The 23,402-nt window shown below is 36.8% G+C and carries 11 protein-coding genes; all 11 read right to left on the bottom strand.

The annotated features are described in order from the left end of the window. Nucleotides 1–133: 133 nt before the first annotated feature. The gene (locus CJ739_RS15540) at nt 134–3,361 is read right to left on the bottom strand and encodes a T9SS type A sorting domain-containing protein (RefSeq protein WP_162880238.1); all 3,228 of its coding nucleotides are present in this window, start codon (nt 3,359–3,361) and stop codon (nt 134–136) included. Between the two features lie 317 nt (nt 3,362–3,678). Continuing rightward, entirely contained in the window at nt 3,679–5,847 is a 2,169-nt protein-coding gene (locus CJ739_RS15535; protein ID WP_117176938.1) for a family 43 glycosylhydrolase, read from the bottom strand. Nucleotides 5,848–6,100: 253 nt separating this feature from the next. After that, nucleotides 6,101–8,788 carry a DUF5695 domain-containing protein gene (locus tag CJ739_RS15530; RefSeq protein ID WP_117176936.1) on the bottom strand — a complete coding sequence of 896 codons (2,688 nt, stop codon included), beginning with the start codon at nt 8,786–8,788 and terminating at the stop codon, nt 6,101–6,103. Nucleotides 8,789–9,011: 223 nt separating this feature from the next. Continuing rightward, a complete protein-coding gene (locus CJ739_RS15525) occupies nt 9,012–10,718 on the bottom strand; it encodes a DUF885 family protein (RefSeq protein WP_162880237.1) in 1,707 nt (568 codons plus the stop codon). A gap of 7 nt (nt 10,719–10,725) precedes the next feature. Continuing rightward, nucleotides 10,726–13,785, bottom strand: coding sequence for a beta-L-arabinofuranosidase domain-containing protein (locus CJ739_RS15520; RefSeq protein WP_117176932.1), 3,060 nt, complete (start codon nt 13,783–13,785; stop codon nt 10,726–10,728). A gap of 186 nt (nt 13,786–13,971) precedes the next feature. Next, nucleotides 13,972–16,263, bottom strand: coding sequence for a S9 family peptidase (locus CJ739_RS15515; RefSeq protein WP_236951524.1), 2,292 nt, complete (start codon nt 16,261–16,263; stop codon nt 13,972–13,974). Between the two features lie 324 nt (nt 16,264–16,587). After that, nucleotides 16,588–17,799, bottom strand: a complete 1,212-nt coding sequence (locus CJ739_RS15510) for a M24 family metallopeptidase (protein ID WP_117176930.1) — start codon at nt 17,797–17,799, stop codon at nt 16,588–16,590. Nucleotides 17,800–17,817: 18 nt separating this feature from the next. Continuing rightward, nucleotides 17,818–19,062, bottom strand: coding sequence for an NAD(P)/FAD-dependent oxidoreductase (locus CJ739_RS15505; protein WP_117176928.1), 1,245 nt, complete (start codon nt 19,060–19,062; stop codon nt 17,818–17,820). Between the two features lie 312 nt (nt 19,063–19,374). Further along, nucleotides 19,375–20,382 carry a 4-hydroxyproline epimerase gene (locus CJ739_RS15500; RefSeq protein WP_117176926.1) on the bottom strand — a complete coding sequence of 336 codons (1,008 nt, stop codon included), beginning with the start codon at nt 20,380–20,382 and terminating at the stop codon, nt 19,375–19,377. 322 nt (nt 20,383–20,704) lie between these two features. Next, nucleotides 20,705–22,231 (bottom strand): aldehyde dehydrogenase (NADP(+)), encoded by a 1,527-nt coding sequence (locus CJ739_RS15495; protein ID WP_117176924.1) that lies wholly within the window; start codon nt 22,229–22,231, stop codon nt 20,705–20,707. 2 nt (nt 22,232–22,233) lie between these two features. Beyond that, nucleotides 22,234–23,148, bottom strand: a complete 915-nt coding sequence (locus tag CJ739_RS15490) for a dihydrodipicolinate synthase family protein (protein WP_117176922.1) — start codon at nt 23,146–23,148, stop codon at nt 22,234–22,236. Nucleotides 23,149–23,402: the final 254 nt, after the last annotated feature.

The following is a 23,402-nucleotide window of genomic DNA, read 5'->3' as shown; positions in this document are numbered from 1 at the left end:
TTTAGTCTTTTTAATGTCATGAATTTAAATATTTTAGTTTTAATCTAAATAATTCCCCGAAGGCTCTGCCGAGGATAGTCATTGCTTCTCGACAATCAAGTTGTTTCATTATTTAATTAGGCATTCATTTGATTTACCTAGAAATTACAATTTTAATAGTTTGAACCACTTCTGTGTTACTAACTCGAAGTAAATAAATACCCTTACTTAATTTCATGTCTTGTGTATACAATGATATTTCGTTTTTCCCTTCTGTTTTTTTAGACCAAATCAATTTCCCAGACACATCTAAAATGCTTAAATTTAATTGCCCTGAAGTAGCAAGGTCACCAAGTCTTAGTGTAATTTTATCGCTGGTAGGATTGGGATAAACCGAAACTGATTTTGTTAATTTTTTAGACAAACTTAGTTTAGATAACATATTACCAGACGCTATCTTGCCAATAACCCTAAATTCTATAATCCCAGTAGACTGCGTCGTATTTTTCATAGACACCCTCATATTACTTGCAGTTATCGTATTAAAAGTTGCTATGTTAAATTGGTTGGCGTTTAAAGTAACATCAGCAAGTTTTACCCAAGCAGAGCCATTATAATATTCAACAAAAGCTTCTGTAGGAATTAAAATCCCACCATTATCCGTAAACCAGTATAATTCAACAGATGTTATTTCATAGTTTTGAGACCAGTCATATTGAACCCATTGAAACGTATTGTGGGTATCCCAATTCCCATAGACGCTATGGGTTCTATCTCCTGAATTTGTAGGCGTAAATCCATCATTAACGGCTGCTAGGGACTCCCATCCAGACACAAATGAAGTTGTTACGTTTGAAGCTTTTAAAGCAATATTGGATGACATGCTATTTGTTGCTGCAGTTGTTATCAAAGCTGGCGAACTTGGACTGGAAATATTGCCTTGACCATCTTTGGCCTTAACAGTTAACGAGTAAGTTGTATCTGGGGATAATCCTGTTATTTCAGCAGAATTGGTGTTCACAGAGGCTAAAAGAGTGGTGCCGTCATAGACATCATATCCTGTAACAGCAAGATCATCAATAGAAGCTTCCCATGTTAATGAAAGAATTGTACTGGTTGCATTTGTAGCAAATACGGTACCTGGAGTAGAAGGAGCAATATCTGACTGTAAAAAATAATTGGTAGTGAATAGTCCTCGACCATGGGTTCCTGCTACCACCACACCATCAGATTTTCTTGCTTTTACCATACGAACGATAACATTGGACAACCCATCATTAAAAGATACCCAATTTGTATTGGCACCGTTAAGATTTTCAGTCATCCATACCCCAAGATGGGTAGCAAGAATAAACTTATTAGTATCGTTTGGAGCAAAAATACCATTATAAACAGGCATATCAGGAAAATTATTAGAAATATTCATCCAGCTATTTCCTCCATTTTTTGTTTCAACAATATGATTGACACCAAAACTGCTATAGGTGGCAATAATATGGTTTTCATTTCCTGGCTCTACAGCTATACTGGATATCCATCCATAGGCACCATCCATTATTCTTGTCGCAGTTGGCGTTGTTGCAGTTGGATTGACGACCTTAACCAATGCTCCGTTACCACAACCAAAATAAACAATGTTTGGATCATTTGGTGATACCATGGCGCATGTGGCACTTCCTCCATTCATTGCATTAATGGTTTTAGTGGAAACAGTAACAGGGTCTACAATGCCAATGCCAGTGGTAACTGAATATGAATTTGCAATACTCATACAGGTATACAATCTGTTGTTTACATCATCATAATCTTTAGGTGTTATAAAATAAGCTTGATTTACAGGAGCATAACCTACATATTTAGATGAATTCCAATTATCTGTTGTGTATGCTCCTCCTTCATTTTGGTATGCTGCTATCTGAATATTTGGTTGGTCTTCATCAATAAAAGCAAAGCCACCATCTCCACCTAAAACATTTTCAGATGAGGTAATACCAGCACCTATAGATCTTTGGGTGCCATTGTCTTGGGTGCCACCCAAGAAATAATCTTTATAGGTTTCAGGGTGAATATCAATATTATAATATTGAAGCGTATTCAAACCGTTACCAATAAACTTAAAAGTTGGGTTGGTTGATGAAGCGTTATCCGTTCTATAAATCCCTCCATCATTACCTATAAATGCGACATTGGAATTTAAGAAGGTGATGGCATGTGCATCAACATGCACTTCGTAACCTGTAATTCTAGACCAGCTAGTACCAGAATCACTTGAAGCATTGTAGTTAATGCCACCAGCATAAATTCTATTGGAATTGTTCGGGTCCACCTCCATAGTAATACATCCATCTGAGCTTCCATAGGTATTAATACTCATATCGCCGACTCTAGTCCAACTGACACCGCCATTGGTGGAAAGGAAGTTTTTTGACCATTCTACAAATGCATATACTTTATTAGGGTCTGAAGGTGCTACGGCAAGCCTTATTAAATAATCGTTTGTTGTTAATCCAGGAATGGATATATTGGTCCAGCTATTACCGTTATCCGATGATTTATATACTTTTTTGTCCTTAGCTGTAGCATAAAGCGTTCCGTTTGTTGCTAAATCTAAATCTAGTATTTGATTTGTAGTTCCGCCACCTACGCCACTTCCTAATACCTTACTCCATGTTAAGCCTCCATTAGAAGAACGTTGTACGCCACCTTCATGGGTAGCAACAAAAATTATTCCTGAGGAATTTACCACAACGTTCCCTGAATGTTTGAAATTTCCATTATTGGTAGCAGCTAAATGATTCCATGTGTCACCGCCATCTGTTGATTTATAAAGCCCAACTCCAGCAGTTTCAGGACTAACCCAGCTGATGTTTCCTGTAGTGCAGTATATTTCATTTAAATTAGCAGGATTCTGAAAGACACTTTGTGTATGAAGAAAACTCATAAAATCATTAATGGGATGCCATGTAGGATCATTGCTCATGGCATTAGTGGTTTTCCATAACCCTCCTGTATCACTACCCACTATTAATGTGTTTCCTGTTGCATCTCGCTTATCTATCATGATACATTTTAAACGCCCTTGAATATTGGAACCCCCTCTTTCTTGCCAAATAGTTGTAGCCACGCCTTTTGACAAATTTGCTTTTCTGCTAGAGCGAGCATCCTTCTGCATTTTATTGCTTATGCTTACCAAACTCTCTATAGGTATTTTTCCGGTTTTAGGGTTACGGATCATTTGCTCAAAAAATTCCTGGGCTTCTTTTCCACCGGTTTCTCGGCGTTCATTTTTCATACTGATTTCATTTTCAAATGGTTTTAGCCATAAAAAAACTGAGATACTGATTACTAAAAACAATATTATTTTTGCTACTGATTTTGGCATAATTTTTTCGTTTAAATTTATTCTTATTGTTAAATGTTTATGCAATGAAAAGTTAAAGCCCAGTTAGGAGTAAAAACATCCTAAAATTATTTTTACGATGATTTGTAATCTGATTACCCTACGTGTTTTGATAATTTATTCGAATTTAAATATCGAAAGCAATTTGTATAGGTCATTTTTATATAAGACTTTTCAAACATTTTATACAAGTTTACTAATTATATAAGCTTTTAGGTTATTATAAATTAGCCGATATTGATATTATATTAACCTAAATTTAAAAGCGCTATAAAATATGTTCTGTATGGGTTTTCTTTTTAAGGTTTTGTTTCTTGCATAAGTTTATTTAACTCATCTTGGTTCAGCGCATAATCATACATTTGTAAAGATGCCATAAATCCCGAATAATGTTCTCCAATATCCGAAGCGCCAATAATTATTTTAGCATTATCAATTGCTGAGGACAGTAACATATTCTGTGAATTATCTAAAACACCATCCACATAGATTTTTTCGACCACGCCATCAAAAGTTACCACAATATGATGCCATTCATTTGCTTGGGGCAACGTTTTATAGCGCATATCAAAATGACCATCTAAATGTGCAACGGCGCCGTAATGTCCGCTATTATATGCTAAGGCATTATATGAATTTGCTAAATTAAACGCATGTCTGTCACACCATGAAACTAAAAATTCTCCTTCCTGACTTATTTTTGGGTTTTTCACCCATGTCGCCACGGTAAAAGAACCGTTCCATGCCAGATTTTTAGGAACAGGTTGATCCCATACCAAAGCGCCTTTTTTAAATTCAAAAACTTTTTTGCCTGTGTCTTTATCTGTTGAAACTGAAACATCTCCCACTTTAGAAAATATGCCAGAAATAGATCCTTTGTTTACCACTTTTGCTAAAACATCGGTGTTCACATCTTCGGCAGCTATATCTATTATTTTTTTATGTGTGCTTACTGCCGCTGGAGGTTCATTTGATGCTTTGTTTTTTAACTGAAGTGGAATTTCAAATAAATCGCTATACACTTTTATATTCCAAACGGCAGCCAGAAGTCCTACTTTTTCTGTTGCTAAAACAGTCAGTTTGATGTAACGTGCCATAACATCATGATCATCAATCATGGGGCTGCCAGAGGTTTGGTTTTTAGATTTATCGGCAAACATGTGCCACGTTTTTCCATCTTTGGAGTATTCTAAAGTATATTGATAATAATAACTAGCAAATTCAAATTGTGTCATCACACGCTTTACTGCGGTCACTTTTCCTAAATCGATCGTTAAATCTTGTGGGAACGTATTGTTGGCAGCTTTCCACATCGTAGCATTGTTGTTATCCGTGGCAAATGCCGGTTCATATTTATAATCGTATTCTAAAGATTTTAGATGATAGGTTGATGACGCTGATGTATTTTTGTTAAAAGCAATATCTTCGGGAACATCCGATTTTTCTATAGATACAATACCTGTATGGGAAGGCACTACTGCTTTTATAACGGAATCGTTTTCAAAAATCATTTTATCAATGCATACTTGCCTTGAAAGTCCTCCACGGGTCATAGGGTAATCATGTCTATGGTAAACAATATAATCATCATCCCCATCTTGTAAAACGGAGTGATGACCAGGTCCATGAACGGTCTTGTCTTCATTTGTGCTTAAAATGGGGTTGTTTTCACCAGGCGTAAAAGGACCATACGGGCTGTTTGAGTAAGCATACCGTACGTTATAAGTTTCATCATGACAAGAATCGCCAGAATACATTAAAATATATTTATCCCCTTTTTTCATCATGTAGGCAGCTTCAAAAGGATCTGGGGTTTGTTCTAACGGAATATTAGTAGAATTCACCATATCTTTCATGGTCTTCGTATCCAGTTCACCAACAGCATACCCACCATTGTAATGCACCCACGTTCCCCAATAGGCATACACTTTCCCATCGGTATCTGTAAAAAACTGTGCATCTAAAGACGGAAAACCTGGTCTTGGATAGTTATGTGCAATAACAGGTGTGTCGTCTTCATTTAGTTTCGTCCATGGCCCCGTAGGTGTGTCCGAAACATAGCCATAAATGTTACATCCTGCTTGACAGTTGCCAAAATACAAGTAATACTTACCATCCTTACCTTCTATAATATCTGGTGCCCAAAAATTTCTTAAGTTAACTGAAGATAACGAAGGAATTTCCATGGTGTAATTATACCAATTTTGAAAATCCTTACTGTACCAAACCGTTGGTGCGCCAGATGCTAACATTTCATTGTCCGTAGTAGCATATATATAATATATATCCCCGAACTTTTTTATTGTAGGATCTGCATAGTACCCCGGTAATATAGGATTTCCAGTATATAGTGAATGATGATGTTTGACCTCGGAAGTATTTGTTTTTACTTGTCCTTTTTGAGCACACGATAAGAAAGCAACTATCAAGATATAAGAAAGGTAACGTTGTGTTTTTTTTGTTGGCATTCTATCTTATTATTGATTATTGTTTATTGTTTATTGTTTATTGTTTATTCGGTTATTAACAACTAACTACTGAATACTGCTACTGAATACTGTCCACTGACTATTGACTATTGTTTATTCGTTGAATCGTTTAATTGTTGAATTGATAGTTAATCATAAATTACTGCTTACTGAATACTGACCACTGAATACTGCTACTGCCTACTGCTACTGTCCACTGAATACTGAATACTGCAATTTCCAGCATCAAATTTTATAACTTTATTTGAAGGGGCTTTTTTTGCAGGGGTATTTGGTAAGCACCTCTTACTTTTGTATATGGTAACTCCATGTCATCATTCACTCTTAAATAGGCGTTTGGCGTAAACTCATCTTTGCCATTTAAGGTGATTTCTATGCGATCCGTTTTGGTATTATAGGTTATTTTTTCAAAGGTACCGGCATCTAATGTGAGCCACATTTTTTTAGGAGCAACAAACACTTTCGATTTTGCTGCAGTTGTTATTTCAACCTCAATCAAATCACCTTTTGTTGTCACATTGCCGCCAAAGGCCAGCCATCCTAAATCGTCATCCTTGGTTATATAAGTCGCGGTATTAACAGCATAGCCATAAAACCCAGAGCCATAATCCCCAGATAAATAATCGATTCTTAATTCGGTAGGATATGAATGGAATGCCGCTGGACCAAATCCGTCTTCAGTAATATTTGATATGCCTCCTAATAAACCACCATAACCTACTTTTAATAAATATAAATTATCGGCGGTTTTTCTGTATTGTGTCAGCACAGGAATCGCATTTAAGGACGAGCCGTAATGATGGATTTGACGCTCAACTCTTGATAATTTCCCACCATAAAGGAAGTCCCAATATCTACGTGCGTTTCCATTGTAAGCCCAATGGGGCATTGTAGGCATATAAGCTAAAATGGCGTTGAGTGTGACATTTGCTTTATGATGGTATCCAAAATAATCGGACCACATATACACTTCTTCTTGTCCTGTGGAATCCCAAGGCATTTCACTTCCAAAAGGGTATTCCAAAGCTTCCCAATGGTCTGCCCTATTTTTCATTTTCGCTTCTAAATCGGCAGACATATCTTCATATCCTTCAACTTTTAGGTCTTCCAAAATATATAAAAATACAGAGCCTTCCATTTGTCCGAATTGTGCATAATAAGGTGCTAATTCAGTCATGGCAATCGTCGTGTGATAGGCTTGTTTTAAGTACCAATCCCAAGTTCTATTATCCACCAAGCCGTCATGATATCTTGCCAAGCGGTACATGGTCCAATAAGCGGCAGCCACGTGTGGATAATTATAGGATCTACCCGGATCGTTTGCATGTTTATGGTCCCAAGCAGCCCAGGTTTTATAGTTTATGCTGTCACTATATGTGCCCTTTGGCAAAGAGTCAGGCTCATAGTAAAACACACTCTTTTTTACACCGTATTTGTTTTTACCTTCGCTATATTGAATGTTACCCCAAAGCGTTTCATCTATAAAGCGTTGTAGTTTTTTAATTTCTTCTTTGTCTGGTTGAATATGCTGTTTCATAATAGCAGCTAACCAACCCCCTGCACCACCTTCATCACTCAAACCAGCAACCCATGCACGACTGTCCTCGGTTAACTGTTTTTTAGTTTCATAATCATAACTAATTACAGAGGGATTCCTACCGAATAAATCGTTAGGTTCATCAAACCACTGTGCTGTTGTTAGGAAATGTCCAAAGTCTTTTACAACATCGGTTTCAGGTTTAATTATTTTATAGTTTATCGTTTGTTTTACACCATCATCATACGTTATGGTTAGCCTAGAACGTCCCCATTTTTTTCCGCGAACGGTGTATTTTTTTAGACCTTTATTGGTTGTGCCATCTTCCTCTATTTGAATACTTCCTTTGGGTTCTATAGTAAAGGCGCTTACATGGCTTTTGTAATTTAAGAATAACTGCGATTTAATATCTTGCGGAATGACATAACCAGGGATGCTTGTTGCCACAGGTTGTTCTTCTTTAATAAGAGTCTGTTGAATGTCTTCTATACCTTCTGAAAGCACAAACTTTAAGGCAAAATTTTTAGATGCATTTGGTTTTAAGATTAATGATGTTGGTTTGTTCCATGGGGTTGCCTCTTTCCATTCGTTTTCTGCGTATGCTTTGCTATATGCCATCCACTCATGAAAGCCTTCAAAAACAATACTTCTCGGTGTTGGGTCGTCTAACAGCGGACGATAGGCTTCAAAAGGCATGTTTTCCTTTGGCAGCACTAATAGCGCAGAACCACGACCGCTAAGTCTTTTTACTTCTAAATAGCCTGCATCCAGCCCTATATACGGATCGAAAAACACATTTTGAGCATGGGTTTCATTTAGCGACTTTCCTTCTAAAATATTATTAAAAATCATAGGAATGCCTAAAGCGCCTATTTCTATGTCGGTTGCCGATTTGTTTGTGATTTCAAACCGCATCACCAAATGGTCGTTATCTATTTCGTAAAAACGTTTTATGGTAACAGGAATATCACTTGGTAAGGTATTGGCTAAGTCTGCACCAGCGATAACAGCCCCTGATACTTCCAACGCTGTAACAGCAGCACGCTTGGCAGCAGTGGAGTAACTTTTCCATTCGAAATCCCTTTCTTTAATTCTTAAATTGATGTCACCTAAATGGTATAAACCGTCTTTGTCCCTAATTTCCAAACGATCGCTTGGGGTGAAATCGAAATTTAAATTCTTTATTGGTTTTAAACCCGCAACGGTTTGGGATGCTTTTACAAGTTTTAGTTGAAAATGGGGTGTATTAAACTTTTGATAGACCTCAGCAATTCCCAAAGTCGGCTCTTTATCCTCCAGTCGGCTCCAATAGCCCTGTGCTTGAACACCCAAGCCGGTTATTATTAATAATAGGAAACTAAACTTTAATTTTAGGTGGTTCATTATTTTTTGATTTAGTAGTTTTTTTTAATATTAGTACATAACAAAAATGTCGAAATGCTATTAAAAGCAATACTTCCAATGTCTTGGACTTTTAAAATTAGGACTTCGACAAGCTCAGTCTGACAAACTAAACGTCATTTTATGTTGCTTTTTTTAGAATAAAAATGATACCTCAGTCTGACATCTGAATATATTTGGATTTTTGTCATGTATTAAAAAATTTTCATTTGAATTCCGTTGAGAATTTCCAATGCGTTTTATGGTTTTTCTTTAATGGTAAATCTTGTATCAGACTTCTTAGAAGCTCGATGGGCATCATGTTTTCTTGTAAAACACGATCATGGAATTGTTTTTCTGTCCACCCTTTTTCCAACATTTCATTCCGTAAGGCATAAAATTGCAAACCTCCCGTCATATAAGCCATTTGATATAATGGTGGGGTATAGCTTGTAGCAAAAGAACGTCTGACTTCTGCTTCGGCATTGGCGTATTCGTGACCAACTTCGTTTACAAGCATATCAATACACTGCTGGGGTGTCATGTCTCCTAAATGATATTTTAAAGAGAAAATAATGCGTGCACATCTATGGATTCTCCAAAATAGCATCCCTAATTTTTGTTCAGGTGTTTGGGGGAATTCTTTATTCCATAAGTTTATTTCCCAATAAAGTGCCCATCCTTCCATCCAAAAAGGGGTGTCGAATGCATTGCGGTAACTTTTATGGCGGGCATTCATAAAATATTGAAGATTATGCCCCGGCAATAATTCATGTTGTACGGTCGCTCTGGAAAAATTAGGATTGTTTCCACGCATGCTCATTAATTTATCGGCCTCACTCATATCTTGGGTAGGATAAGAAATACTAATTTCCCAACCACCTGTAAAGAATGGATTTACTTTTTGACGCTCTGGTGTCATCATAATCATGCCCCAAGTTTCTTTTGCCAATTCCGGAAATGTTATCAAATCGCGTGCTTCAATAAAATCGACAGATTGATTATAAAGATCTGTGATAACTTGAGGTTGTTCGCCAGCAGGCACATAGGTATTTTTCACATGCTCCAAGGCAGCTTTCCAGTCGGTTCCATAACCTAAATCTTTCGATGCTTTTATCATTTCCTCCTTGCACCAGTTAAACTGATTTTCGGCAGTTTTAATCATTTGTTCCGGTGTGTACGGAATAAATTCAAAATTTAAACTTTCAATGAGCGCCTCTCTTCCAATTGGTTTTCCGATAATACCACTACCATCGTCTTTTATACTGGTTTTAGAATAGTTTTCTTTAAGTAGATTAGCATATTCAGAAAGTTTAGCGGATATGTGTTCGAATGGTTTTTCAACCCACCAGGTAAAACTAGGGTCGTAACCGCAATAAAAAGAATAGGCTTCTTCTAATGATTTTTGGAAAGACACGATTACTTTAGAAGCCTTTTCTGCCATTAGCCAATCTTTAAAAAGCTGCTCGTTAAGTGTCTTTATTTCAGCATCAATTTTCGAGCTGGCATCGTGTAAAATTTTTGCCAGTGCCTGGGCATCTGGTTTTTTACCCCGTCTTCTTTCTTTAATGAAAGGAACTATATCTTTAGCAAAATCCGATACGGAAGCCACCTCTTTAAACGCTATATAATCTAAATTGAAAAAGTAAGTTTCTTTTTCAATCAAGTTCTTTAAAAGGAGGTAATCTACTTTTTCCTGTTGGTTTAAAGCATCAAAATCCAGGGCTTCCATTTTATTTTGCCAGTTAGCATATAAGGTCATAAACCGCTGATAGTATTCTTCAGATTCACTATGGGTATAAAATTTATTTAAAGCACGTTTATCGGCACTATATGAGTTTACCAAATCTATAAGGTTGCTTTGTGCGGTTACCATCATGGTTAGAAAGAATATAATTAAGAAATGGTATGTTTTTAAAGATGTATAGTTCATGGTCGAATTATTTAAGGGTAACGTCTAGATAAACCGAATGTCTCCCATAAGTTTCATAAAAAGGTTTGAAAACAACGCCGTCTATATTAAACTCCAAAGTCTTTGGATTTCCTTCTATGGACTTGCTAATATCCTGAGCATCTAAAGTTACTTTCCGCCAGTCTTTTCGTGGTTCGGACTCCTGTGCTGCCAGTAAAATGGGGCCATAAAACAAACTCGCTATATTTTGCTGATCCATTATGGGGTCTAAATGAAATTGAAATGGCATGTGCAGTTCTATGGTATCTCCATTTTTCCATTTACGGCTCAATTTAAGATAGCTTCCCGGTGTGGCAGCCACTTTTTCTTTTTTGCCATTTATCTTTACGGAAAATCCTTGGGTCGCCCAATGCGGTACGCGAACATTAACATCAAACTTCCCACTTCCTTTAATGGTTAACTTCGTATGGTCTTCATTTGGAAAAGCAGTTGTTTGCACTAAAGTTATATTTTTTTCAGTCCAGTGTAATGTTGAAGGCACATACAGATTGACATAAAGTGCATGGTTATCCATACTTTTAAAATAAATTGAATTCTGAAGCTTGGTACTACTTTCTAAAGCTGTCCCATTACAGCAAGTGAATCCTTTCATGTCCGCATTGCCAAAATGTTTTATGGAGCCCGGTCTCAACGGCACATGATACGTATTCGCAGGGCTATCTTCTGCCACAGAAGCTAGGATATGGTTATAAAGACCCCGTTCATAATAATCCATGAGTTCGGCACGCTGTTCATAAAGAAATAAATTTCTGGTTAGCTTAAGCATGTTGTAGGTCGCACAGGTTTCATTCTGCCCACCAGCGGACAAACCATTTTCATAGATTGTTGCTGGCTGACTGATAAAACATTCCGCGTTGGCAGGATTACGGGCTCCCGCAACGCCTCCAATGCTGTACATATAATCATTGGTGGTTTTATACCAGAAATTATCGGCTATACGGTAATAGTCCGGAGTATTGGAATCACGATAGGTTTCGAGTGCTCCCATAATTTGAGGAATGTGTTGATTGGCATGTAACCCACGGAAGGTATCTACATTCTTCGCTAATCCATGTGAATGTTCAGCGTCACCAAAAAACATGTTGATGTTATCGAATAATTGAGCAACTTCTAGGTAACGGTGCTCATTCGTTATTCGAGACAGTCGCGCCATGGCTTCATTCATACCGCCAAATTCTCCAGCTATATACCTGTTCCACATACTGATAAGTGCTTCGGTTGGCAACTGACTCAAACGGGCATGTACCCAGTCACCCATTCCCTTAGCAACTTCAAGGGCTTTTTCATTACCACTGACTTCATATATATCCATCAATCCTGCAAGGATTTTATGTAGTGTATAGTAGGGTGCCCAAATTTGGGTTTTCTGCCCGCCATAGGTGGCGCCATTTTCTAGCATAATGAATTGATCTGGTGGATAGGCACTAATGAACCCTTTTCCCCAATTCCAATAATCGGTACGAATACCGTCTATACTCAAATCTGAGTCATAGTTTGTTTTCCCTACGCCTATGGGTACAGCGGTTGGATCTGATACGTGCGCTCCTCCTGTTTCCCGTGGTTGCCCAGACATTTGCGATAACCCGTATAGCGTATTGACCATAGATTCCATCTTATTAGCAAAATTAGCTTGGAGTGCCTTATCATAACCCGTACTCGCATAGGCTTGTGCAATCGCTGTTAGATAATGTCCCGTGGCATGACCGCGTAATTTGGTTTCCTGAGTGTCCCATACCCCTAACGGTTCTGCGCCTTGAGGTTGTTCCTGTCCAAAGGCATTGCGAAACATATACAGGAAATCGTCTGGGTTTGTTTTGGCAAGGGTGGTTATGAACTTATCACGGTTCTCAATAAATTTTGTGTTATGCCCATGAAGATCTGGGTTTAATGAAACTTCATCCAGATTAAAAACTTCTAGTTTTCGGGTTGGCGTCGCGTTTTCCTTGACCTCTTTGACTGTTATAACTGCTTTGGGTTTTAAGTCAGTACCAGCGATACTTCCTGTTATGGTATATTGACCTGCTGTGCGTACGTTACTGTTATCTTTTGGTGCTGGCCATAGTACGCGGACGTCTGGACCTTCCATGCCATTGCGATAAATGCCTTTTACGTAGCGCGGTAAGCGAGGAAGATATCCTACTACTGTTTCTATTTCAACGTTTGGTACGCTGGTCACGTATTCGTTATAAAGTTGGGGACTTGTTTTGGAAAACATAGGCAGGTCGTCTGCAACATCTTTCGTTTCATTTACAACCGTCTCCTCACCGCTCAAAGCATTATGGTGAATTCTGGCGATTTGCTTTTCACTCAAAGGGATTCGATAGATTCTAAAATCATGTAATTTGGCATGGAGATAAGCGTTGTTAGATAAAAGTGACTTCCCTATATAGAGCATATTCTTGGTGCTAGAATTCTTATCGAATACATGTTCTAAATCCAGCTCTACGTTTTTGGTTTCACTAACGAGTTTACCATTAACATACGTGCTGAGGGATTTTGAAGGCACATTGATAACAATAGCTAAATGGTTCCATCTATTGGCTTCTATAGCTGATGGATCTGTTTGGTACTTATCCCCTGCTTCAGTAACGATTCCTGCCTGATATCCTTGTTTTTCGTTAGTTCCCATGGGAGCGACAAAAAAATGGGATTTGGTGTTTTTTCCAAAATCAAAAAAATGTTGCCCCTGACGATCAGAAAGCAAATAAATCCACCCTGTTATACTAAGTGATTCTTCTCCGGTGACTGCTTCTCCTGGTAAAATAACAAAAGCGTTACTATCTGCTGGCAAAGAAAGCACTGTGCCAAACAGGTCGTCATCAACAAAATTAGCTTTCGAATCATTTAGCTTGCCATGTAGATTGTTTCGTGACCAATCCTTCGCATCACCATCAAACAAATAGCGAGCAATTAATCCTGTTTCGCCAATACCGTCTAAAATTTGATCTCCATTTTGTGCCTGTAAATTTGTTGTCATCACAGGTAGAACAGTTAGTAGTGTATAAATGAGTGATTTATGGATTTTCATGTGTTTGTTTTTTTTTTAAGTTTCAGAGTTTCAGAGTTTCAGAGCTTCAAAGTTTCTGAGTTTTTTAGTTAGTTACTTTTCGCTTTGCTACTTTGCCACTTTGTCTCTTTATAAGTTGAAAAGTTTCTCTTTTCTTGTTTTAACTTTTAACTTTCAACTTTCAACTTTTAACTTTTAACTTTTAACTTATCTATTTATATTCTTTTTGGGCGTGCCCTCATTGTAAATTTCATTCCATGTGGGTGGTGTTACATTTAGTAAATGTTTTACAAAAAAATCTTTTCGTTTACGCTCCCCAAAGGCGCCTCCAGAGGAGTGTCCCATTCCGGGAATGGTGACTAATTCAAAATCTTTATTGGCTTTTATAAGCGCATCAGCAAATTGCATGGTTGAAGATGGATCTACGTTATCATCAACTTCTCCTAAAATTAACATCAGGTTTCCTTCCAACTGAGCCGCATTTTCAATGTTGGAACACGCGGCATAATGTGGACCAATAGGGTAACCCATAAATTGTTCGTTCCACCACATTTTATCCATTCTGTTATCGTGACAGCCACAAGAAGACACCGCCACGTCATAGAAATCTGAATTGAATACCAAAGCAGCTCCAGCATTTTGTCCGCCAGCAGAAGTTCCATGGATCCCCACTTTATCGATATTCATGTACGGGTATTTTTTAGCAGCGGCTTTCATCCATAATTTTCTATCTGGGAAACCACCATCTTTTAGGTTTTGCCAACAAACATCATGAAAGGCTTTAGAGCGGTTTGAAGTCCCCATACCATCTATTTGCACTACAATAAAACCAAGTTCCGCTAAAGCAGACATAGACCAATAATAGGCATGAAACTCTTTAGGGACAAACGAATCATGCGGACCTGCATAAATGTATTCTATTATTGGATAATTTCTATTGGGATCAAACGTTGTGGGCCTTACAATAATACCCCAAATATCGGTGATGCCATCTCTCCCTTTTGCGGTAAATACCTCTGGTGCCATCCACCCTTCTTTTAATAAAGCGGCATGATTTGCCGTTTGTAGCTCTAAAATCGTTTTGGCATCTTCTGTTGTTTTTAAAAGCGTTACAGGAGGTAAATCGACACGGGAATATTGATCGACATAATAGTTGTAATCTTCTGAAAAGGTTAGTTTGTGGTTTCCATTTTCAGACGTTAAGCGTTTCATGTTTTTACCTTCAAAATCTATTTTAAAATAGTGTATAAAATAAGGGTCTTGTTTTTTATCCAAACCACTCGCCGTAAAATAAATTTCTTTGTTTTCTTCATCTACATGGATTACTTTTCTAACCACCCATTCTCCTTTAGTCAGTTGTTTTTTAAGGGTCCCATCACCATGGTATAGATACAGGTGGTTCCATCCATCGCGTTCGGAAGTCCATAAAATCGCTTTTCCATCTTCAATGTCATGTCGGTATTTTTTATTACTGTAATCTATAAACGTGTTGCTTGTTTCGTTTATTAAAACGTTTACTTTTCCTGTTGTTGCGTTGACTTCAATAACCTTATAAACCTGGTGTCCACGTTGGTTATACTCAAAAGTAAAGGCCCTGCTATCTTTACGCCATTTTATATCCGAAAGGCTGTATTGGCTATTAAATTCATTGGTAGGAATCTCTATTTTTGTTTTAGATTCCACAATAAATAATTGCGGACTTTTAAATGGCAATTGATCACCTGGCTTTAGGTAATCCCTGGACTGTAATTTAGGTTGTAACTGGTCTTTCGGGCTTGACTCTACGAAATAAATTTTATGTTCTTCTCCGGGTCTAACCTTATACGCCATTATTTTTTCACCATCGGGCGACCATTGTATGTAGGAGGAATAATAATTGCCTTTGGAACCATCATAACTTAACTGACTCTCTTCTTCAGTTTTGATGTTTTTTATATAAAGATTGTAGTTTTTAATAAATGCTATTGCAGAGGAATCTGGCGATGTTACTGGTGGCTTTTTAGTTTCGTCAAACCGATTTCCCCAATAATCTCCATCCTTATTTCGCCAGCCTTTAGCTGTTTTATTAAAGGTTAGTGTGTAGTTATTGAGATTGCAAGTAAAAACGGTATTTTTATAGGTAAAATCCAATTCATTTTTATCTTGGTGATACGCTAACTTGTTAATATCTATAGCGTTCGCATGAATAGTTTCATTGGTTTGTTTTGCCAATGCTTTAGCAAATTTATCATGATTGAAAAAAGGGTTTTGTGTTTTTTGTTCAACATCAACCAAAATATATTCTTTACCCGATTTTGAATTATTAACATACCAAAGTTTATTATTTGGTAGCCAGTAAAATCCTGATGGTGAATTAAAAACTTTATCTTTAAATAAAGAATCTACAGCAAGTGCTTTTTTATATTCTTCTAAAGTACCTTGGCTATACATTGAAATACAGCAAAGACATACTAAAATAGCAAGTATTTTGTTGGTCATTTGTTTGATAATATCTTTCATTTATAAAAATAAATATTATCTACAAACAGTTATGGTTTAAAGTTAGCCGAAAGTAATAGTATATTACCCTTAACAGCATATTAACGTGTGATTATGTGTAATTTTAATATAAACCTCCTTGAAAAAGATTCTAGACCGTATTCTAAAAGAAAATAGAATAAAGAAAATAGAATATAGACTCAATGACAGCAAATTTATGAGACTGTCTAAAAAGCCCTTTAAACGTGGGTTTGATGTTCAAAGTTCAAAGTTTGAAACTAAGGCTTTGCAATGTTATCTTTTTTTTATTTAACTATTTAAACACCTAGAAGCTAAAACGAAGATTCAATTACCAAATGGGTTTTCGATAGAATGTGCTGGTTCCGTAAACCATTTTGGACCATCTTTAGTTATGTAAACATGGTCTTCCAAACGAATACCAAATTCGGATGGCACACAAATCATGGGTTCAATACTATAACACATACCTGGTTTTAAAATAGTTTTATTTCCTTTTAAGATATAAGGATACTCATGAATATCCAAACCTATGCCATGACCTGTTCGATGTGGTAATCCCGGAAGATTATAATCTGGTCCAAGACCGTAAGATGCTATTTTTTCTCTTGCAGCCAGATCTACATCACCACAGGTAAGCCCCATTTGTGATGCCGTAAAAGCAGCTAATTGTGCTTCTTTTTCGATGTTCCAAATTTTTTGTTGGTAATCGTTGGCCTCACCAAAAATATAGGTTCTGGTAATATCTGAAATATAATCGTGAAACGAACAACCTGTATCTACCAAAACGATATCGTTTAATTCCAGTGGTTTTGGGGTTTTAACACCATGTGGAAACGAGGCGTCTTTTCCGAATAAAACAATACAAAAATAAGAACCAGAGATCATACCGTAACGTTTGTGGGCTTCATTAATAAAATCTTCAATTTCTTTAGTTGTGATGCCTACTTTTAAAATTCTTGCGGTAGCTTTGTGAACTTCTAAAGTAATATCCATGAGGGCTTTAATAATGGCTATTTCAGCTTCAGATTTAATCATTCGACATTCTGAAATTACTGTATGTGCGTTTTCAATATTTAAACCTGTAGCTTTAGAAATGCCCTCATAAACAAAGAAAGGCGTGCTTTCGTCAATTAAAATATCACCTTCTAATATGTTGTTTTCTTTAAGTATATTGTTCAAAAGCAGATACGGACTTTCATGTTCTTCCCAGCAATGAATTTCACCTTCTATGGCCATGAAATCTAAAAGGGTGCCTTTTTCAAAGCTAGGAACGATGTAATGCAAATCGCCATTAGGTAATAAAATGGCACCTACCATACGTTCGCTAGCATGCCAATGTGTTCCTGTAAAGTAAAGTAAATTTGTTCCCGCATTTAAATACATAGCTTGGGCATTTTGCAGTTTCATAAGTTCGCATGCCTTTTGTATTCTGCTTTTGTATTCTGCTTCTTGAATAGGTTTTATTACATGTGCGACTGGTTTTATAGCATTTAATTCTGCTTCTATGGTTGAACCTCCTATTCCGAATTTACTCATATTTTTAAAATTTTATATTTATTTGAAACGCTCTGGGGCAAGCGGACCTAGATTTATTGAAGGTTTTTTGCCATCAACTAACTCTGCAACAAGCTGTCCTGTAATGGCGCCTAAGCTCCAACCCATCATAGCGTGCCCTGCTGCTATGGTTAGGTTGGTGTATTTACTTGTTTTGCCAATAAAAGGCAACCCATCTGGAGATACTGGTCTTAATCCAGAAGTCGCTTTTGCCTTCTCTTCGTTATTAATTTCAATATCTTTATAAAATGTTTTTACGGCATTTGCCAAAGCTTCAACGCGTTCTTTTCTAACGATGGTGTTATTCCCGGAAAACTCCATAGTTCCAGCAAATCGGGTAAAATTATCCATGGGTGTTATGGCAGTTTTAGCTTCAATCAATATCGTTGGTATGGTAATACCCGTTGGTCTGTGTACATCCATACTATAACCTTTTCCTGCTTGAATGGGAATGTTTAGCTTTAATTTTGATACCAATGCTGATGTCCAACTTCCAATAGCTAAAACAAATTCATCTGCTATAAAATTAATGTTTTCGGATTTTACAGCCACTATTTTATCATTTTTTATGGTAAAATCTTCAACTATTTGATTGGTATGAAACTTGACGCCATTATTTTCTAACCATGTTTTCATGGTAAGCATAAAATGATTCGGCGTCATATGCGAATCACATTTATAGTGAATAGCTCCAATGACATGATCTGAAAGCACCGGTTGGATTTTGTGTAATTCTTCTTTATTTAAACATGTTACATCTAAACCTTCTTTAATAGCTCGTTCTGCAATTTCATGCTCTTCTGCCTCATTTTTAGATGAGCTATACGCCATGAGAATTCCTTTTTTTTCGTAATGAAAATTAAAATCCAAAGATGCTAACATGCCCTCAAATAGATGCTGACTTTTTAAATTTAATTCCTTTAAAATAGGAATGGATTTTTCAACATTATTTTTAGTAGCTGATTTTTTAAAATATAATGCCCATTTAAAAAAATCAAAATCCAAACGTGGTTTTATATAAAAGGGGCTCGAGCTATTTAACATCCACTTTAAACCTTGGGTAATAATACCTGGTGCTGCTAGCGGAATAAAATGACTGGGTGTTAAATAACCCGCATTAATAAATGAAGCGCCAGCAGTTATATCGCTTTGATCTATAACGGTTACAGAGTGTCCTTCCTTAACTAAATAATAAGCACTACATAAACCTGAAATGCCACCACCAACTATAACTACTTTTTTCATGTGTCTTTTTTTGTTTATGAGGTTATGGGTTTAACTGTTATTATGACTATTTACTGAAGTTGTAAAGTTGCAAAGTTTCAAAGTTGCAAAGCTGCAAAGTTACAAAGCTTCAGAGTTGCAGAGCTTCAGAGTTTCTGAGTTTCAAAGTTGCAAAGCTACTAAGCTGCAAAGTCCATAACTCTTAACTCATAACTCTTAACTCTTGTGTCTTGTGTCTTGCATCTTACTTCTCTTTTAACTTTACAACCTTCTAACCTCATAACCTTTTAACCTCATAACCTTTTAACTTTATAACTTCTTAACTTTTTTATATTAAACAACTTGAAACCCGTATGCATAAGGATCGTCGTCGTCAATAATAATAGTATTGTAACCAGTCACTTGAGCCCAACCTTGAATACTTGGAATTATGGCATTTTTACCATCTAAAGTTGTTTCTGCTTCAACTTTACCAATGAATTTACTGCCTATAAAACTTTCATGAATAAAAGGTTCACCCAGTTTTAGTTTCCCTTGGGCATGTAATTGTGCCATTCTTGCAGAAGTTCCTGTTCCGCAAGGTGAACGGTCTATAGCTTTTTCACCATAAAACACGGCATTTCTTCCAGACGACGTTGGGTCTATAGAATCTCCTGTCCATAGCATATGGCTTACATCCCGAATGGTATCATTTTCTGGATGAATAAACATATCAGGGTATTTTTCGTTTATACGTGTTCTTACTATTTGCGAATATTGTACAATTTTGCCTGCTGTAAAATCCTGTATGCCACTGAAGTTTTTTTGTGGATCTACAATAGCATAGTAATTGCCTCCATAAGAGACATCAAAATATATTTCTCCAAGTTCTGGGCACTCAACTGATAATTTTTCGGCAGCTAAATAGGATTTTACGTTTACTAATTTAACCCAATCTACTTTTTTACCTGTTTGTTGGTATTCAATTTCTACCAATCCTGCAGGGGCTTCCATTTTTATTTTACCAGGTATTTTTGGTGAAATTAGACCTTCTTCAATAGCAATTGTAATAGTCCCTATGGTTCCATGCCCACACATAGGCAAACACCCCGATGTTTCTATGAATAGAATTGCAAAATCATTTTCAGGATGATGTGGTGGATATAAAATACTGCCACTCATCATGTCATGCCCACGCGGTTCGAACATCAATCCTTTACGAATCCAATCGAATTCTTTAAGGAAATGTTGGCGTTTTTCACTCATGGTATTTCCAATAAGGTTGGGACCACCACCAGCAATAACACGCACGGGATTTCCGCACGTGTGAGCATCTACACAAAAAAAAGTTTTTCTTGCCATGGGCTGTTTTGTGAGTTTATGAGTTTATGGGGTTATGGGTTTATTTGTTTATGAGTTTAACTGTTATTATGACTATTTACTAAAGTTTTAAAGTTGTAAAGTTTCAGAGTTACAGAGTTTCAAAGCTTCTAAGTTGCAGAGCTTCAAAGTTTCTGAATTTCTGAGTTTCTGAGCCTCTTATATTCTGTGTTTCAGAGTTTCTAAGTCCTTGCTTCTCTTGTCTATTGTCTATTGCCTCTTGTTTCTCTTTTTAACCTTTTAACTTTCTAACTTTATAACTTTATAACTTTATAACTATATAACTTTTTAACTATATAACTTTTTAACTTTTTAACGATTCAGGGAGTAATTCCTTAGGGAACGACTGATAACTTATTGGCCTAACCCATCTGTTTATGGCATGTGTTCCTACCGATGTGTACTTGGGGTTTGATGATGCAGGGTAAGGGCCTCCATGATGCATAGAAGGACAAACTTCTACACCTGTTGGCACACCATTAAAAATAACACGACCAACACGATTTGCTAAAGCATCGGCTATAGCTTCTAAATTAGAAATGTCACTTTCTTCCGCTATTATTGTTCCTGTTAATTGGCCTTCCAAAGCTTCAATTATTTCAATCAATTGTGCTTCATCCTTACTTTTTACAACTAAAGAAAACGGACCAAAAACTTCTTGGTGGATTTTAGGGTTTGCTAGAAAGTCTGCTCCCGAAACCGTCACAATTTGTGAGGCAGCAAAATTATCCTTTAATTCACCTCCAATTTTAGCCACAGTTTCTACGCCTTCTTGATTAGTTACACTAGCGCCATTTTTATCAAATCCTACCTTAATGTTAGGATGCAACATGCATTGGGCTTCAATAGCAATTGTTTTTTTAGCTAAATCTTCAACAAAAGCATCGGTTTTATGACTTGCAATGGTTAATAATAACCCCGGATTGGTACAAAATTGCCCCGTTCCTAAAGTAATGGAACCTGCATACCTACTAGCAATGGCTTCACCGCGGGTTTCAATAGCTTTTGGTGTAATAACCACGGGGTTTACACTACCCATTTCGGCATAAACAGGAATGGGTTCTTCGCGTTTTGAAGCCGCATCCATAATGGCCCTACCTGCTCCAAAGCTTCCCGTAAAGCCAACTGCTTTAATTTTCGGGTGGTTAATCAATGCTGAACCGACCACTGGCCCACGACCAAAAAGATGTGAAAACACACCATTTGGCATGCCTGTTTTTTCGGCAGCTTTAATAATGGCTGTAGCTACTAATTCAGATGTACCAGAATGCATTTCATGTGCTTTTACAATAACAGGACATCCTGCTGCTAAGGCACTAGCGGTATCACCACCAGCGGTAGAAAAAGCAAAGGGGAAATTACTTGCTCCAAATACTACCACGGGTCCTATGGGAATCACCGTTTTTCTTAAATCTTCTTTAGGTAACGGCGTTCTATCGGGTATGGCAGCGTCAAACGTATTAGCTTTCCAATCTTCGTTTGAGATCAAGTCGGCAAACGATTTTAATTGCATGATGGTTCTTCCTCGTTCACCTATGGCTCGTCCTTCAGGTAAGCCAGATTCTGTTGTATAGGCATCGATTAACTCTTGGTCCAAGGCTAAAATTTCATCTGCAATGGCATTTAGAAATTCAGCTCTTTGTTTTCCAGATGCTTTTCTAAATGTTTTAAAAGCCTGCGTAGCTAGTTGAACAGCTTCCTCAATTTCTTCTGGAAGTGCTTCAACAAAGGCTACTGAATTTTCAATATTTAGCATGGGATTTATAGTTTTGTGACTAATACTCCCTTTTGCACTGGGTTTGTTTCCAATATAATTTTTGCCTGTAATCATTTTTATTTTAAGTTTTTGTAATCTGGTAATATAGGTCTGTTTTTCATAGCTGTTTCAATTATATTTAAAACACGCGCTCTCTCCGCACCTTGTAAAGGTAATCTGGGTGCTCTTACGTTTTCAGTTCCTATGCCAGTAGCAACTTCTGCTAATTTAATATTTTGTACTAATTGTGGACTAATATCTAATTCCAATAATGGCATAAACCAACTATAGATCTCCATGGCCTCTTTAATTTTCCCCACCTTAACAAGTTCGTAAATAGCAACTGTTTCTGCGGGATACGCGCATACCAATCCTGCAACCCATCCATCGGCACCAATGACTAAACTTTCCAAACCAAGTGTATCAACTCCTGTAAAAATTTTATAGCGATTACCGAATTTATTTTTTAAACGAATGACATTGGTAATGTCTCTAGTTGATTCTTTTATTGCTTGAATGTTTTCACAAACCGCCATGTCTTCAAACATATCCAAAGTTACTTCAATTTTATAATCTATGGGATTATTGTAAATCATAATAGGCAACGACGTACTATTTGCTATGGCTTTAAAATAGGTTACAGTTTCAAAATCTGTTGCTTTATAACGCATAGGAGGCAAAATCATGAGGCCTTGGGCGCCAACAGATTCAGCATGTCTAGCAACAGCAATGGCATCTGCAGTACTTTGCTCAGCTATATTAATAATTACTGGAATTTTACCGTCTGTAATTAATAATGTCTCTTTAATTAAAATCTCCTTTTCATTTTGTGTAAGTGTACTTGCTTCACCCAGAGTACCTCCAAGAATAATTCCATGTACACCTGATTCCATTTGAGCTTTAATGTTTTTTTCAAACATAAAAAGGTCTAATTTATCGTCACTCGTAAACTTAGTGGTGACTGCTGGCATAACGCCTTCCCATTTTATCATTGTATATATAAATTTAGAAATGCAAATTTAAACCTTGCTATAACAAAATTTATTACAATTATTAGCCTATTGTAATACTATATTACCCTACAAATAGGTTTGTTTTTGTTTTTTTAGTAATATTAGCAAAAAAACTAGTCATGTCGTTATGAAACATCCATGCTAAAAACGCTTTTTACAGACAGGAACATGATTATGGATGTAACATCTGACGGAAGAGTTATTGAATTATGAGTTATGAGTTTTGAATTATG

It is taken from the genome of Mariniflexile sp. TRM1-10, from assembly GCF_003425985.1.
GTDB lineage: Bacteria > Bacteroidota > Bacteroidia > Flavobacteriales > Flavobacteriaceae > Mariniflexile.
The sequence above is the reverse complement of the archived record's forward strand: the minus strand, read 5'-3'. Positions and strand labels throughout refer to the sequence as shown.

What these genes read in the sequence shown, in the direction of transcription:
- CJ739_RS15540 (WP_162880238.1), bottom strand. Translation starts at nt 3,361, where the DNA reads ATGCCAAAATCAGTAGCAAAAATAATATTGTTTTTAGTAATCAGTATC.
- CJ739_RS15535 (WP_117176938.1), bottom strand. Translation starts at nt 5,847, where the DNA reads ATGCCAACAAAAAAAACACAACGTTACCTTTCTTATATCTTGATAGTT.
- CJ739_RS15530 (WP_117176936.1), bottom strand. Translation starts at nt 8,788, where the DNA reads ATGAACCACCTAAAATTAAAGTTTAGTTTCCTATTATTAATAATAACC.
- CJ739_RS15525 (WP_162880237.1), bottom strand. Translation starts at nt 10,718, where the DNA reads ATGAACTATACATCTTTAAAAACATACCATTTCTTAATTATATTCTTT.
- CJ739_RS15520 (WP_117176932.1), bottom strand. Translation starts at nt 13,785, where the DNA reads ATGAAAATCCATAAATCACTCATTTATACACTACTAACTGTTCTACCT.
- CJ739_RS15515 (WP_236951524.1), bottom strand. Translation starts at nt 16,263, where the DNA reads ATGAAAGATATTATCAAACAAATGACCAACAAAATACTTGCTATTTTA.
- CJ739_RS15510 (WP_117176930.1), bottom strand. Translation starts at nt 17,799, where the DNA reads ATGAGTAAATTCGGAATAGGAGGTTCAACCATAGAAGCAGAATTAAAT.
- CJ739_RS15505 (WP_117176928.1), bottom strand. Translation starts at nt 19,062, where the DNA reads ATGAAAAAAGTAGTTATAGTTGGTGGTGGCATTTCAGGTTTATGTAGT.
- CJ739_RS15500 (WP_117176926.1), bottom strand. Translation starts at nt 20,382, where the DNA reads ATGGCAAGAAAAACTTTTTTTTGTGTAGATGCTCACACGTGCGGAAAT.
- CJ739_RS15495 (WP_117176924.1), bottom strand. Translation starts at nt 22,231, where the DNA reads ATGATTACAGGCAAAAATTATATTGGAAACAAACCCAGTGCAAAAGGG.
- CJ739_RS15490 (WP_117176922.1), bottom strand. Translation starts at nt 23,148, where the DNA reads ATGATAAAATGGGAAGGCGTTATGCCAGCAGTCACCACTAAGTTTACG.